The organism is Devosia sp. RR2S18 (assembly GCF_030177755.1).
Classification (GTDB): domain Bacteria; phylum Pseudomonadota; class Alphaproteobacteria; order Rhizobiales; family Devosiaceae; genus Devosia; species Devosia rhizosphaerae.
The window spans coordinates 3414146-3427946 of the sequence record NZ_CP126539.1; the positions used below are offsets into that span (position 1 = coordinate 3414146).

The window sequence follows — 13801 nt, forward strand, 5'->3', positions numbered from 1 at the left end:
GCTCACCAGGCCAGCCGAGGCAGAAAGCCGGCCATGTGGGCGCGGCTGGGCGCCACCAGATCGGCAATTGCCTGGGGATCAGGCTTGCCGAAAGCATCCAACTCGGCAGCGTGGATCGAGCCGGTGACGAACAGCAAGTCCATGCCGAACTGGGCAGCACCAGTGGCATCTGTGCGCACGCTGTCGCCAATGGCCAGCAAGCGCGACTTGTCGAGTGGCTTGCCTGCCGCTTCCTGCGCCAGGCGATAGGCCTCTTCATAGATGGGCTGGTAGGGCTTGCCCGCCATGTGCACCATGCCGCCCATGGCAGCATAAAGATCGCCCAGCGCGCCGCCACAATAGATGATCTTGTCGCCATGCTCCACGACCCGGTCGGGATTGGCGCAGATCATGGGCAGCTTGCGGTCCAGCCACAGCCTGGCGCGTTCCCGGTAGGTCTCGGGCGTGTCGTCATCGGTGTCGAGATCGGTGACGACTACGACTTCGGCTTCGTCGGCGCCGGTGCGGCGCACACCCAGGCCCTCGTAAAGCGCGTCGTCTTCAGTGGGCGGGCCGACATGGTGGATGGCGCGGCCGCGATACTTGGCGATCATGGTGCGGGTAGCATCGCCCGAAGAAACAATGCCGTCATAGGCAGTGCGTGGCACGCCGAGACGGTCAAGCATATCCACGATGGGACCTGATGGTCGAGGGGCATTGGTGATCAGCACCACGACGCCGCCCGCCTTGCGGAACTCCACCAGCGCTTCGACAGCGGTGGGAAACGCCTCCAAGCCATTATGCACCACGCCCCAGACATCGCTCAGCACTGCATCATAGCGTCCGGCAAGGTCGGAGAGACCTGAGATCGAGGGAAGCGCTGCAGTCATTGGACCATCCGTTGCGTGAAGCCTGCCTGACCTATGTGGCAGCTTGCCCTGCCGGATCAAGGGGAAAGCGCGAAAGGCAGCCCTGCCCGCCGCGAGGCACTGCTAGGCCTCAACGCGCCGCAGTTGCGGAACCGCTTCCAGAAACAGATCGGGACGGATCGGACCTGGCGGGGCGATGTGGGGTCCTTGGGCCAAAGTGATACCATCATCGATGAGCTCGACGATCTGCCCCTCTCCGGAAATGCCGGTTCCCACCAGCTTGACCTCGAATCGCGCGAGGTAACCGGCGATGTCGGATGCATGAAAATCGGTGAACGCCTCGGGGGTGGCGATGAAGCTGGCGGCGTCGATCCTGAGCGACTGCACGCCCTGGGCTGCTAACTCCGCGACATTGACCCGCAGCGTGGTGATCCGATCGATCGAAAAGCGTGCCCCTTTCTTGGCAATAGAATCGGCGATGGCGCGCTCTGCTGTCGTGAACTCGGTCCACTCCCGCTCGGGCACTAGGAAGATAAGGCTAGATGCGATCGCGCGGTTGGCTTCCAGAGAAGCCATCACCTGCTCGGCGCTTGCCTTCTCGCTCAGCGAGGCGCGTGTAAGGGGTATATAGAAGCTGACCGCCTTGCCGGCAGATCGGGCGCGACGGGCCAGGGTGACGGCCTCGACCAAGGCTACACCTTCCACGAGAGAGACAAGATCGACAGCACCTCGGCGCGGCAGGAAATCGGCGGCCTCGGCCAGATCCCCATCTTCGAGCATCAGCCGCGGCACCAGCTCGTAGGCTTGCGTCCGGCGTTGCGGCAAACTCACCAGGGGCTGGATATGGTAGATCAGCCGGTTCTGCGCGAGCGCCTGCCGAAGCGCCTCGGTAGAGATGATTGGCTCGCGCTCTGGCACCGGCGGCACCAAGACCGATGTGTGGACCGCATGGGCGCCGCCACGGGCCGGCTGAGTGACCTTTTCTTCCATTTCCGCAACCGCCTCGGCAACCTGACGGATCACTGTACCAAGCACGGAAATGTCGGCCTCGACGCCCTCGAGGCGGGAGCCCGCATTGATGTCGCTCAGCGCATTGATTCGCTGGCCGAGCACGGCGCCCGCCTGCGCGTCAGTCGCCAAAAGGCGCGACAGATCTTCAATGGCCTTTTCCAGGCGGGCTTCGGCGCGCTGGCGCAGCGTGCGTTCCAGGAGAACGAAACACACGCAGCCAAACACAATGGCGCACAGGATCGATTCGGCAGGCGTGAAAGTCAGCCCGAAATAGGCGGTGGCGCCAATCGCCGCGGCGGCCAAGCCAATAAGAGTGTAGACCAGTGCCTGCACAGGAAGACGGGAGCCCCTCGGTCTGCCGGGATTCGGCTCCTAGGACATAGCATTGCCGGGCGGGCGGCAAAAGCGCCTGCCCGCAGGAGTGCCCATCTATCGCTTAGGTGGCCAGTTTGTCCCAGTCGCGGGAAAACAGCTTTCTGTAGAGCACCAGCTTGGCGGCGCCGGTGGCGGCAGCTGACGGTCCAAGGTGGCCCATGGCGACTGTCGGCATTTGGGGGGTGAGCTGCGGCAGCTGCGCCAGATGCCGCCGGGTGGCCTCGATCAGGCGCTCAAGGATGGAGCTGGGAATGATGCCGTCGAGTACGGCGCGACCGAGTTCGGTCACGGCGCGGTTGCTGACGATGGCCTGCGCTAGGGCAGAGCCACTGGCTTCGATCCACTGACCCGTCACCGGCTCGAGATCGGCCCAGTTCCACTCGCCGGGCTCACCATGGGGTATCGCCATGCCCGCGCCGCGGAGGCGGGCTTCCAGCGCGGTCATGGAGGCTACCTGGTGCACGAAGATGGGCTTGCCGTCTTCTCCGGTGACCAAGATGGCGCCCAGTTCGGCAGCGTTATGGCCATGACCTTCCCAGATCCCTGTTTCGAGCATGGCGCCACCGGCGACGAAGCTGCCGATATGGAAATAGCCGAAACCCACCGGTCGCTCGGCCGGGTTGGCGAGAAACTCGCCCCAGCACGCCGCCGTGCCGTCATTGACCCACTGCACGTCCAACCCCGTCTCGGCCGCTAGACGATTGGGAACGCTGACCTGCTCCCAGAGCTGAGCCTGCGCTGTTGGAGCACCGAGTTCGGAAAGCCCATGGGGAAAGCGGCTTGGGCTCGCAACGCCCAGGCCCATCAAACGGCCCAGCTGGTCGGTGGTCATCTGGGCGCGCATCGCGTCGACCTCGGCGGCCGCCTCGGTAAAGATGGATTCGGCGTCTGGCCAGGGATGGGCCTTCCGCGCGCTGAACATCACTTCGCCCGAGAGCTTGAACAGCATCACCTCGAGCTGTCGCCAGCCGATATGGACGCCGAAGACGAAGGCGCCGTCCGGATCGATGAACAATGGCGTTGCGGGCTGTCCCCTGCGGCCGCGCAGCACCTCGCCCCGCATGACCAGTCGGCGCTCGATCAGATCGGCCAGAATACGCGAGGTCGTCTGCGGTCCAAGGCCTGAAAGCCGCGCCAGATCTGCATTGGAGGCGCCCGGATGCATGGCAATAAGGGTCAGCACGGCGCGTTCGTTGACTATTCGAACACCCGATTGAGCAAAACCGCGGGCCAGCGATTCGCCGGCCGATGCCGTTTGGTCCCTATCCATGGCGCGCACTTAATCGTGAGAGCGGGGGCGCTGCAAGCTTCATTGTTGGGGCGACACCGCGCAATTGCGAGACAGGCAAACGGATTGTTTACCCTAACGGGATGACAATCCCCTCCAACACCGGCGTGCCCCGCGGGGCTACGGAAGCCGGGACCCGACAAACGAGGGAATGAAAGCCTCCATGGCGATGCATATTCAGGGTGCTGGTTTGCCGACTGGGCGGATGCTGCTGATCGAGGGCGACGCAGCGCAGGCGCGCCTGATGGCGACCGCGCTCGTGCAAAGCCTTGCCCAAGCACCCGCGATTGTCCGCGCCGGCGGCGGGCGCCAGGCCGCCGAAATGCTGCGGGCCGAGAGCTTCGACATCATTCTCGCCGATCTGGCGAGCCTGGCCGATTTCAGCACCAGCACTGACGAAGCGGTGGCCCGGCTGGTGCGGTTGGCCGATGGCGCCCTCGTGGTCGCCATATCTGATGGCGCTTCGGTTTCGGCCGCAGTGAGCGCCATGCGCGCCGGCGCACACGACTATGTCGCCAAGCCGCTCAATGGACTGGCACTGGCCAACCGCATCGGTGAACTGGCCGAACGGCACGGCAAGGCACGCACATTGGGGCTGGAAGCCTGCCCGCCGCGCAACATCGCAGATTTTGCCGGCTTTATCGGCTCGTCGAGCGCCATGCAGTTCGTTTATGAACAGATCGGCCGGGTGGCGACGTCCTCGGCCCCGGTGTTCATCACCGGTGAAAGCGGCACCGGCAAGGATGTCTGCGCCGAGGCGCTCCACGCCAAGGGCCCCCGCGCGGGCAAGCGGCTGGTGGCCATCAACTGCGCCGCGATCCCGCGCGATCTGATGGAGAGCGAACTCTTCGGCGTGGCCCGCGGGGCGTTCACCGGCGCTCATGAAGACCGCAAAGGGGCAGCCGAACTCGCCGATGGCGGTACGCTCTTTCTCGATGAAGTGGGCGAGATGGACTTGTCGCTCCAGTCCAAGCTCCTGCGGTTCCTCCAGACCGGCACGCTCAGCCGCGTCGGCGAAGCGGGGGTGCGCAAGGTCGATGTGCGGGTGATCTGCGCCACCAACCGCAACCCGATGCAGCTCATCAGCGAGAAGAAGTTCCGCGAGGATCTGTTTTACCGCCTCCACGTCTTGCCCATCCACCTGCCGCCGCTGCGGCAGCGCCCCAGCGACGTCATGCAGCTCGCCCAGCATTTTCTCGAGCGTTATGCCAGCGAGGAGCACAAGCGGTTTGCCGGATTTTCGGCGGAAGCGGCGGCGGCGCTCACCGCGGCTGATTGGCCGGGCAATGTGCGGCAGCTGCAGAACCTGATTCGGCGGCTCGTCGTGATGTTTGATGGCGGCGAGATCGGTCGCGATATGCTGACCGCAGCCGACATCGAGTCGCGGACGGCGGCACCCAGTGAGCCGACTCCCCGCTTGGAACGGCGTGCCGGCGTGCTGCCGATGTGGCAGCAGGAGCAGCGCATCATCGAGGATGCGATTGCCAGTTTTGGCGGCAATATTTCGCTGGCCGCGGCAGCGCTCGAGATCAGCCCCTCTACCATCTATCGCAAGCGCCAGAGCTGGGCAGAACTGGCAGCCGCCAGCTAGGCCTTACGGCGTGCTGGCCTCACGCGAGCGCGCCCGGTCGAGCCCCAGATAGTGCTCGCGCAGAATGACCGCGACGCCGGATGCTACGATAATGGCAGCGCCGATCAGCATGGCCGGTGTCGGCACCTCGGAGAAGATCACGAGGCCGATGATGATGGTGAGCAGCAGCGAAGTATATTCGAAGGGCGCAATCACCGACATATCGGCATAGCGATAGCAGGAGGTGAGCAGCAATTGCCCAACGCCACCGGCAATGCCGGCCCCCACCAGAAGCGCCGCCTGTTCAGGAGTGGGCCACACCCATCCAAACGGCAGGGTCATCAGCGAGAGAACGCTGGCTGTGATAAAGAAATAGGTGGCGATCGTCTCGGTGCGCTCGGTCTGCACTAGGTGGCGCACCTGCATGATGGCGAAGGCGGAAAACACTGCCGCGCCGAACGATGCCAAGGCGCCGATGGTCTCTTCATTGCTGATCGATCCACCATTCGAGAGCACCGTCAACCGCGGCCAAAGGATGACCAAGACACCGGCGAGGCCCACCAGCACCACTGTCCAGCGGAAGACGTAAACGCGCTCCTTAAGCAGCAACGCGCTGAAAACAACGATCAAAAGGGGTGCGGCATAGCTGATCGCCGTGGTCTCGGGCAGCGGCAGTCGCGTTAGGGCAAAAAAGCCCAGACCCATAGAGGTGACGCCTACCAGACCTCGGACCACATGGCCCCAGGGGTTGCGCGTTTGCAGCGCTGTGCGCAGCTGGCGCTTCCATCCCAGATAGACGACCACTGGCAGGATAGCAAAAAACGAGCGGAAAAACACCATCTCCCCAGCGGGAATGGTGGCGGTGGCCTTGAGCTGGGTGGCCATGACCACAAAGCAGACCACCGAAAGCACCTTGAGCACGATCCCCCGCAGCGGCCCGGCAGCGGGACGTGCAGTCGTGTTTGATTGCGCGGGCGCCGGAGTGGTCACGAAAGCCTCGGGGAAGCGCCGCTCAGCGGCCGGATTGCTCCAGCTTTTCCTTGGCGATGCGAGCGGTCGCAAAGGCCTTGTGCTCGGGTCCGACGGCACTGCCGCTCTTGACGACCTTGCCGTCGGCGTCCTGAAGTTCCCAATGCCAGTTGGCGTTCGGGCCGCTGCCGCCCTTGAGGCGCAGCTTGATTTGAAGCGAGTTGTCCTGGGTCATGGCCGCCTTCTAGCAGAAGCAAAGGGATGCACAATCATTTAGATGAGCGACAGGCCGGAGTGGCGAAACACCCCCACCCGGCCTCCCCCTCACGAGGGGGAGGTGAAGGGGGCTTTGTGCCCAAGCCAGAGTGGAGAAATCCCTCCCCTGCCAGGGGGAGGAGAAGAGAGCTCCATGCAAGTAACCGAGTGGAGCGATCCCTCCCTCTCGTGAGGGGGAGGTTAGGTGGGGGTCTCTTACCCATTACGCCAATCTATCCACCTATCCCCCTCCCCAAAACCTCAGCTACACTCCCCTCCATTCCCCCGCAGGAGCGGCGCTGCAGCCACCAGACAGGCGGGTGGAACCACGGGACTTCGGGGAGATCGCCCCCGGAGTGGGTCCGAGCGGTGTTGGTCGGATATACGCCTCTCCCTGCCTGCTTGGGGAGACGCAACACCAGCTGGTCCGGCAAATTCCGGCTAACCCCGAGGCAAAGTCGTCTCACCTACTACAATCCCAAGAGACGGCGTCGCCTCGGGGTCCGCTCCACCTTTGAGCAACCGCGGGAGGCGGCGCTTTGGCACGACTAGATTTCGGTTTGCCGGTACTCCACCTTGTCACCCCAAAAAGCCACATAGTCGCGAATGGGCTCTACCAGGGGGCACGGCTCGGGATAGTACCAAGCCGCGTCCTCGGCCGTGGCGGTCAGGGTCTTGATCGTATAATAGTGCGCTTCACCCTTGTAGGGGCACGTGGTGCGGGTCTCCGACAGCTCGAGAATCCCCGGTTGGATGTTCTCGAGCGGGATATAGATCCGCAGCGGCGCGCCCGGCTCATCGAGTTCCAGGGCATTGGTGGAACTGGCGATTTCTGCGTCGTCAAAGAGAACATGGACCCGGCCCTGCGCTTTGCGGATCTTGATGTCCTTGTCCAAACATTGTTGCGTCATATATCCCTGCCAAGATGCGAATTACCAACGGAGCCTAACGCGTGATGCTGGCTCGAGGTTCACGCGATCTTGACTCCGTTCCGGCTCCCTCCTATATCCCCGGCACCGTGTTAGCACTCCCCTCCTCCGAGTGCTAACAGGGACGAAATTGCAGTCTAATGTGCCATAAGGAGCAATCATGGGCTTCCGTCCTCTTCACGACCGCGTCGTCGTGCGCCGCCTCGACAGCGAAGAAAAGACCAAGGGGGGTATCATCATCCCCGACACCGCCAAGGAAAAGCCCTCCGAGGGCGTGATCGTTTCCGTGGGCCCTGGTGCCCGTGATGATCAGGGCAAGATCGTCGCTCCCGACGTCAAGGCCGGCGATCGCGTGCTGTTCGGCAAGTGGAGCGGCACCGAGGTCAAGCTGAACGGCGAAGACCTGCTGATCATGAAAGAATCCGACATCATGGGCGTGGTCGAGGGCTAATAGCTCTCCCGCTCACCTCCCATTTCAACTCTACTGTTAAGGAGCGCCCTCCATGGCCGCTAAAGACGTAAAGTTCTCCACTGATGCTCGCGAGCGTATGCTGCGCGGTGTCAACATCCTCGCCAATGCGGTGAAGGTTACCCTCGGTCCAAAGGGCCGCAACGTCGTCATCGAAAAGTCCTTCGGTGCACCGCGCATCACCAAGGACGGCGTCACCGTCGCCAAGGAAATCGAACTGGAAGACAAGTTCGAGAACCTGGGCGCTCAGCTGCTGCGTTCGGTTGCCTCCAAGACCAACGACATTGCCGGTGACGGCACCACCACTGCGACCGTTCTGGGTCAGGCTATCGTGGTTGAGGGCGTCAAGGCTGTTGCCGCCGGCTTTAACCCGATGGATCTCAAGCGCGGCATCGACATGGCCGTTGCTGAAGTGGTCGAGAAGCTGAAGTCCTCTTCTTCCAAGATCAAGGACTCCTCGGAAGTTGCTCAGGTCGGCACCATCTCTGCCAATGGCGAGAGCGAAATCGGCGAGATGATCGCGCAGGCGATGCAGAAGGTCGGCAACGAGGGTGTCATCACCGTCGAGGAAGCCAAGACTGCCGAGACCGAGCTCGACGTCGTTGAAGGCATGCAGTTCGACCGCGGCTATCTCAGCCCCTACTTCGTGACCAATGCCGAGAAGATGACCGCCGTCCTTGAGGACCCGGTGATCCTGCTGCACGAAAAGAAGCTTTCCAACCTGCAGGCCATCCTGCCAATTCTTGAATCGGTTGTGCAGTCGCAGCGTCCGCTGCTGATCATCGCCGAGGACATCGAGGGTGAAGCCCTTGCAACCCTCGTCGTGAACCGTCTGCGCGGCGGCCTCAAGGTCGCAGCCGTCAAGGCTCCTGGCTTCGGCGATCGCCGCAAGGCAATGCTCGAAGACATCGCCATCCTGACCGGTGGCCAGGTGATCTCGGAAGATCTCGGCATCAAGCTCGAGAACGTGACCATCGACATGCTCGGCACTGCCAAGCGCGTTGAGATCACTAAGGAGAACACCACCATCGTCGATGGTGCCGGCTCCCAGGAAGACATCCAGGGTCGCGTTGGCCAGATCAAGGCACAGATCGAGGAAACCACCTCGGACTACGACAAGGAAAAGCTGCAGGAACGTCTGGCCAAGTTGGCGGGTGGTGTTGCCGTCATCCGCGTCGGCGGCTCCACGGAAGTGGAAGTCAAGGAGCGCAAGGACCGCGTCGATGACGCCCTGAACGCTACCCGCGCTGCCGTTGAAGAAGGCATCGTTCCCGGTGGCGGCGTCGCACTGCTGCGCGCTTCGCACAACATGACCGTCAAGGGTGCCAATGCCGATCAGGACGCTGGTATTGCCATCGTTCGCCGTGCCCTGCAGGAGCCAGTTCGCTGCATCGCCAACAATGCCGGTGCCGAAGGCTCCGTGGTTGTCGGCAAGATCCTCGAGAACTCGGCAGCTTCGTTCGGCTACAACGCCGCAACTGGCGAGTATGGCGACCTTGTTGCCCTGGGCGTCATCGACCCCGTTAAGGTGGTCCGTACCGCTCTCCAGGACGCAGCTTCGGTTGCTTCGCTCCTGATCACCACCGAGGCGCTCATTGCCGAGCTGCCCAAGGATGCTGCTCCGGCTATGCCGGGCGGCGGTGGCATGGGCGGCATGGGTGGCATGGACTTCTAAGAAGTCCGGCGCTCACAAAGCTTCGGGGTTCGTTTCTTCCCAGTCACGAACCCCACGAGAAAGGCGCGGTGTCACCACCGCGCCTTTTTGTTATCCCCGTCGCAGCTCAATGCGCTAAACTCGCTCTAAATGCGCAACCCGTTGGGGGGACGAACGAGTGGGCCTCTCGATGATGAGTTCTACAGCGTCTCAGCCAAAGAACAGCAGCCGCGCCGCAAGAATGATGGAAATCAGCACTACCAGTGGCCGGATGATCTTGGCGCCGTAACGGATGCCGGTGCGTGCCCCGATATAGCCGCCCGCGAGTTGTCCGGCTGCCATGGCGAGGGCCGCAGGCCAGACGACGTCACCGGCGGGAATGAAGACGGTCAGGGCTGCCAGGTTCGAGGTCAGGTTCAGCACCTTGGTGTTTCCCGACGCTCGGGTGAGCCCCAGCCCAAACAGCATCACAAAGCCGATGGCGAAGAACGATCCCGTACCGGGCCCGAAAATGCCGTCATAGAAGCCAATGACGAGTCCAAGCACCGGAACCAACAGCCGAAAGGGAAGTCGAGCCGCCTTGTCCACATCAGACAGGTTGGGGGCAAAGAGGAAGTAAAGGGCAATGCCGATCAGCGCGACGGGGACAGCGATGTTGAGCAGGCTTGTGTCAATCTGCCGGACGATCATCGCACCCAGGAAACTGCCCGCATAGGTCAGGGCGATGGCGGGCAGCAGCGCCTTGAGGGAAACAAAGCCACCGCGCCAATACGTCGCCGCAGCCATGGCGGTGCCAAACACCGACTGGAACTTGTTGGTGGCAAGCGCTGCCACTGGTGGCAGCCCTGCGGACAGGAGTGCCGGCAAGGCGATCATGCCGCCGCCGCCGGCGATGGCATCGACAAAGCCCGCGAGCAGGCCCACACCGGCCAGCGCCAAAAGAACGAGGGGGTCGAGCATGATTTACTCTGGTTGGTGCGGCGGAGCGGCCTCGGTCACGCGCCGTTCGGGGAAGGGAATGTTGATCATGGACGACATAAAGCCCCGCCACGGCTGCGCCATAGCCCCGCTCCGGAACTGCGACAAAGGGTTAGATTTTGACCTTCAATTTGAGCTGCCCAAGCAGTTGGTCCCGCAGCTTTGTCTGCTCCGGGCTCCATTCCGCGGTGCGGGAGACGGCAAGGCAGGCCTGGCTCTGCAGCATGACGCCATCCTCAAGCACGCGCAGTCCGTTGGCCGCCAGAGTGGAACCGGTCGTGGTGATGTCGACGATGATGTCAGCAACGCCCGACGCTGGCGCAGCCTCGGTAGCGCCGAGGCTTTCGACGGTACGGTATTCAGCGATGCCCGCCCGGGCGAAATGCTGGCGCGTGATGGTGATGTATTTGGTTGCGACACGCATCCATCGCCCGTGGCGGGAGCGAAAATCGCTGGCCACGTCCGCTAGGTCGTGCATGTGGGTGACATCGATCCAGGCGTCGGGCACCGCTACGACCACGTCGGCATTGCCAAAGCCGAGTTCGGCGGCGATCGAAACGGCTCGTGGCCCCTGCTCGCTGGTTTCATGGATCAGATCTATGCCGGTGACGCCTAGATCGATATTCCCGCGGATAAGTTCACGGGCAATCTCGGCGGCTGGGAAAAAGCGCACTGTTACATCTGGTGCACCCTCAAGCGTGCCCAAATATGAGCGCGCCCCACCCGGACGATGGATGGTGAAGCCGCGACTAGCGAACCAATCGCGCGTGAGCTCTTCGAGCCGTCCCTTGGAGGGTACAGCCAAGGTTATCCCGCTCATTTGGGCCACTCCGCTTCCAGTCGGTCAACCCAGAGCGCACAGCCGGACGCCGCTATTGGAGCTGTAGCGCCGAGCCGCTCCAGAAGGCGATCATACTGCCCACCCGAAACGAGAATGGTGCCGCCCTGCCCCCGCATTTCAAAGACGATGCCGGTGTAGTAGTCGAGCCGTGGCGAGAAGCTGGCGTCGAAGGTGACCCGCGCTTCCCCGAGGCCGTCCAGATGCCGACGGAGCGTGCGAATAGGCGCACCCAGCATCAGTTGGTATTTCTCGGCAAGCGCCTCGATGCGTCGCAACGCCTCGAGGACAGGCCCTGAGATCGAAAGATAGTCTCGCAGCAATTGCAGCGTCGCCGGCGGCACGTGCTCGGCGTCCAGCGCTTGTTGCTCAAGAAAGCGATCGGCGATCTCTTCCGGCGTGCGGCCTTCTGAAAGGCTCAGCCCGGCCGCCACCATCTGTTCGGTGACGTCGGTCACAAGCGCATCGCGGCTCGGCTGACTGGCGCGTGGAAGATCGGGAGCAGTTTCGAGGCGTGCGAGCAGGCGCTTGAGCGCTTCGACATGACCGAAACGGTGGCGAATACGGGGCCGCCACGGGTCTGGCATTTCGGCCTGCGCTAGAACGGCTTCAAAGAGACCCACGCCGCCCAGTAGGATCTGCGGCACGACGCCGTAATGGGACAGGGCAGCGCGCGCGAAAGTCAGCACCTGGTCCAGCGCCACATCGCCGTCAGGCTGTGCTAGGAGTTCGATACCGGCCTGGTCGAATTCGGCCGCTCCATCCTCGCGCTGCCGGAATATCGGGCCGAGATAGGAGAACGCAGCGGGCTGGCCGACGCCATTGGCGATATAATCGGTGACGATCGGGAGCGTAAAGTCGGGGCGCAGGCAGTACTCGCCGCCCGTGCTATCGCTGGTCAGTAGTAGACGGCGACCGAACTCCTCGCCCGCAAGGTCAAAGTAGGGGTTGGCCGGCAAGAGGAGCGGTGGTGTCGCCCGGCAGGCGCCCTGCGCCTCGACCAGCGCTTCCAGCTGCGCGCGGCGGAGGGCAGGAGAACTCATTGCTCGCTCAACAGCTTTTGGATGGCAGCAACAAGCTCTTCGCGCTTGATCTCGAACTGCCCTGGGCGCGCGGCCTTCCACTCGGCATTGTCCGTGATCTCGGCAGCAGCTTGTTTGCCCGCAACGAGGTCCTTTACCTGAAGGATGCCCTGCTCGCGCTCTTGGCTGCCTTCGATGATGACTGCGGGGGCATTGCGTTTGTCGGCATAGGCAACCTGCTTGCCGAAATTCTTGGTGGATCCAAGGAACATCTCGGCACGGATGCCGGCCTGCCGCAATTCGGAAACCATGGCCTGGTAGCGCGCGGTATGGTCCTTATCCATAACAAGGACTACCACGGGCCCGATGGGAGCACTTGCGCCCAAATTGCCGGTAAGCTTAAGCGCATTGACGAGGCGCGATACGCCGATGGAGAAGCCGGTCGCGGGAACTGGTTCGCGCCGGAACCGGGAGACGAGGCCGTCATAACGGCCACCGCCGCCAACCGAGCCGAAGACGACCGGCTGTCCCTTTTCATTGGTGATGGTGAAGGTCAGTTCGATCTCGAAGACGGGACCTGTGTAGTATTCGAGGCCGCGGACCACGGAAGGATCGAGGACTACCCGACCACCAAAGCCTGCCGCGCTAACCAGCCCGAAAATAGTGGCGAGTTCCTGAACGCCCGCCAGCCCCGTTTCGGAGCCGCCGATCAGCCCGGCGAGAGTGTTGATGGTGGCAATGACGTGTTCATTGCTGCCCTTTTGCACGCCCGCGGCAGGCACCCCGCTTTCGATATAGGCTAGCAGTGGCTCAATCTGCCCGTCCGACAGACCCGCACCCTTGGTGAAGTCGCCGCTCTCGTCCTTGCGTCCAGCGCCAAGAAGCAGCCTCACGCCCTCAACACCAAACTTGTCGAGCTTGTCGATGGCCCGCAGCACGGTCAGCTTCTGCTCGTCCGACGTGACGCCCGCCGTGGCCAGCACGCCGTCGAGCACTTTGCGGTTGTTGACGCGAACAATATACTGGCCGGTAAGACCGAGCGCCTCCATGACGTCGGCCATCATCATGCACATTTCGGCGTCGGCTTCCGGACCGGGCGCACCGACGGTGTCAGCATCGAATTGCATGAACTGACGGAAGCGCCCGGGGCCAGGCTTCTCATTGCGGAAGACGTAGCCCTGTCGATAGGAGCGATAGGGCTTGGGCAGAACTTCGAAGTTCTCGGCGAAATAGCGGGCAAGCGGCGCAGTCAGATCGTAGCGCAAGCTCATCCACTGCTCATCGTCATCCTGCAGGGAGAAGACCCCGGCATTGGGCCGGTCGGTGTCGGGCAGGAACTTGCCGAGCGTTTCTGTGAACTCGAATAGCGGCGTTTCCACCGGATCGAACCCATAGCGATAATAGACCGTCTTGATCTTGTCGATCATGGCGCCCACGGCAGCGATCTCGCTGGCGTCCCGATCTTCAAAGCCACGCGGCAAACGCGGCACGATCAGCTTGGTCTTTTCGGTCATCTGGATAGTCCCGGGAAATCGCGCCGTTGTTAGCGGATCATAACAGGGTAGACAACTGCCGCACGGCCAATGCGGCAGTTG

General features: G+C 62.7%; 13 protein-coding genes. 3 read left to right on the top strand and 10 right to left on the bottom strand.

Translation table 11 applies throughout. The annotated features are described in order from the left end of the window. Positions 1-2: 2 nt before the first annotated feature. The 3 genes from QOV41_RS16790 to QOV41_RS16800 form a co-directional block, all read right to left on the bottom strand. Positions 3-869, bottom strand: coding sequence for a TIGR01459 family HAD-type hydrolase (locus QOV41_RS16790; protein WP_284577944.1), 867 nt, complete (start codon positions 867-869; stop codon positions 3-5). 102 nt (positions 870-971) lie between these two features. Continuing rightward, positions 972-2192 (bottom strand): EAL domain-containing protein, encoded by a 1221-nt coding sequence (locus QOV41_RS16795; RefSeq protein WP_284577945.1) that lies wholly within the window; start codon positions 2190-2192, stop codon positions 972-974. Between the two features lie 103 nt (positions 2193-2295). Further along, on the bottom strand, positions 2296-3504 hold the full coding sequence (locus tag QOV41_RS16800; protein WP_284577946.1) for an ROK family transcriptional regulator: 1209 nt from the start codon (positions 3502-3504) through the stop codon (positions 2296-2298). Between the two features lie 181 nt (positions 3505-3685). Between QOV41_RS16800 and QOV41_RS16805 the strand changes: the two genes are divergently transcribed. Continuing rightward, the gene (locus QOV41_RS16805) at positions 3686-5113 is read left to right on the top strand and encodes a sigma-54-dependent transcriptional regulator (protein ID WP_284577947.1); all 1428 of its coding nucleotides are present in this window, start codon (positions 3686-3688) and stop codon (positions 5111-5113) included. A 3-nt stretch (positions 5114-5116) separates the two neighbouring features. Here the strand turns inward: QOV41_RS16805 and QOV41_RS16810 are convergent, their stop codons facing one another. The 3 genes from QOV41_RS16810 to QOV41_RS16820 form a co-directional block, all read right to left on the bottom strand. Beyond that, positions 5117-6082: a DMT family transporter gene (locus tag QOV41_RS16810; RefSeq protein ID WP_284577948.1), complete on the bottom strand. Its 966-nt coding sequence runs from the start codon at positions 6080-6082 to the stop codon at positions 5117-5119. Between the two features lie 22 nt (positions 6083-6104). Further along, complete coding sequence (locus tag QOV41_RS16815; protein WP_284577949.1) at positions 6105-6296, bottom strand: hypothetical protein; 192 nt, start codon at positions 6294-6296, stop codon at positions 6105-6107. 568 nt (positions 6297-6864) lie between these two features. Beyond that, positions 6865-7227 (bottom strand): DUF427 domain-containing protein, encoded by a 363-nt coding sequence (locus QOV41_RS16820; RefSeq protein WP_284577950.1) that lies wholly within the window; start codon positions 7225-7227, stop codon positions 6865-6867. Positions 7228-7405: 178 nt separating this feature from the next. On the opposite strand from QOV41_RS16820, the gene QOV41_RS16825 reads away from it, so the two are divergent. Together QOV41_RS16825 and groL are read left to right on the top strand one after the other, a co-directional pair. Then, a complete protein-coding gene (locus QOV41_RS16825; RefSeq protein ID WP_284577951.1) occupies positions 7406-7696 on the top strand; it encodes a co-chaperone GroES in 291 nt (96 codons plus the stop codon). 52 nt (positions 7697-7748) lie between these two features. After that, positions 7749-9389 carry a chaperonin GroEL gene (groL, locus tag QOV41_RS16830; RefSeq protein ID WP_284577952.1) on the top strand — a complete coding sequence of 547 codons (1641 nt, stop codon included), beginning with the start codon at positions 7749-7751 and terminating at the stop codon, positions 9387-9389. 189 nt (positions 9390-9578) lie between these two features. Here groL and QOV41_RS16835 read toward each other — a convergent pair whose 3' ends face one another. The 4 genes from QOV41_RS16835 to hisS all read right to left on the bottom strand — a co-directional run bounded on the left by QOV41_RS16835 (position 9579) and on the right by hisS (position 13720). Then, complete coding sequence (locus QOV41_RS16835) at positions 9579-10328, bottom strand: TSUP family transporter (RefSeq protein WP_284577953.1); 750 nt, start codon at positions 10326-10328, stop codon at positions 9579-9581. Between the two features lie 130 nt (positions 10329-10458). Next, positions 10459-11166 carry an ATP phosphoribosyltransferase gene (gene hisG / locus QOV41_RS16840; RefSeq protein ID WP_284577954.1) on the bottom strand — a complete coding sequence of 236 codons (708 nt, stop codon included), beginning with the start codon at positions 11164-11166 and terminating at the stop codon, positions 10459-10461. Further along, complete coding sequence (locus tag QOV41_RS16845; RefSeq protein ID WP_284577955.1) at positions 11163-12227, bottom strand: ATP phosphoribosyltransferase regulatory subunit; 1065 nt, start codon at positions 12225-12227, stop codon at positions 11163-11165. The genes hisG and QOV41_RS16845 overlap by 4 nt, the downstream gene beginning before the upstream one ends. After that, on the bottom strand, positions 12224-13720 hold the full coding sequence (hisS, locus tag QOV41_RS16850; RefSeq protein WP_284577956.1) for a histidine--tRNA ligase: 1497 nt from the start codon (positions 13718-13720) through the stop codon (positions 12224-12226). The genes QOV41_RS16845 and hisS overlap by 4 nt, the downstream gene beginning before the upstream one ends. Positions 13721-13801 lie beyond the last annotated feature (81 nt).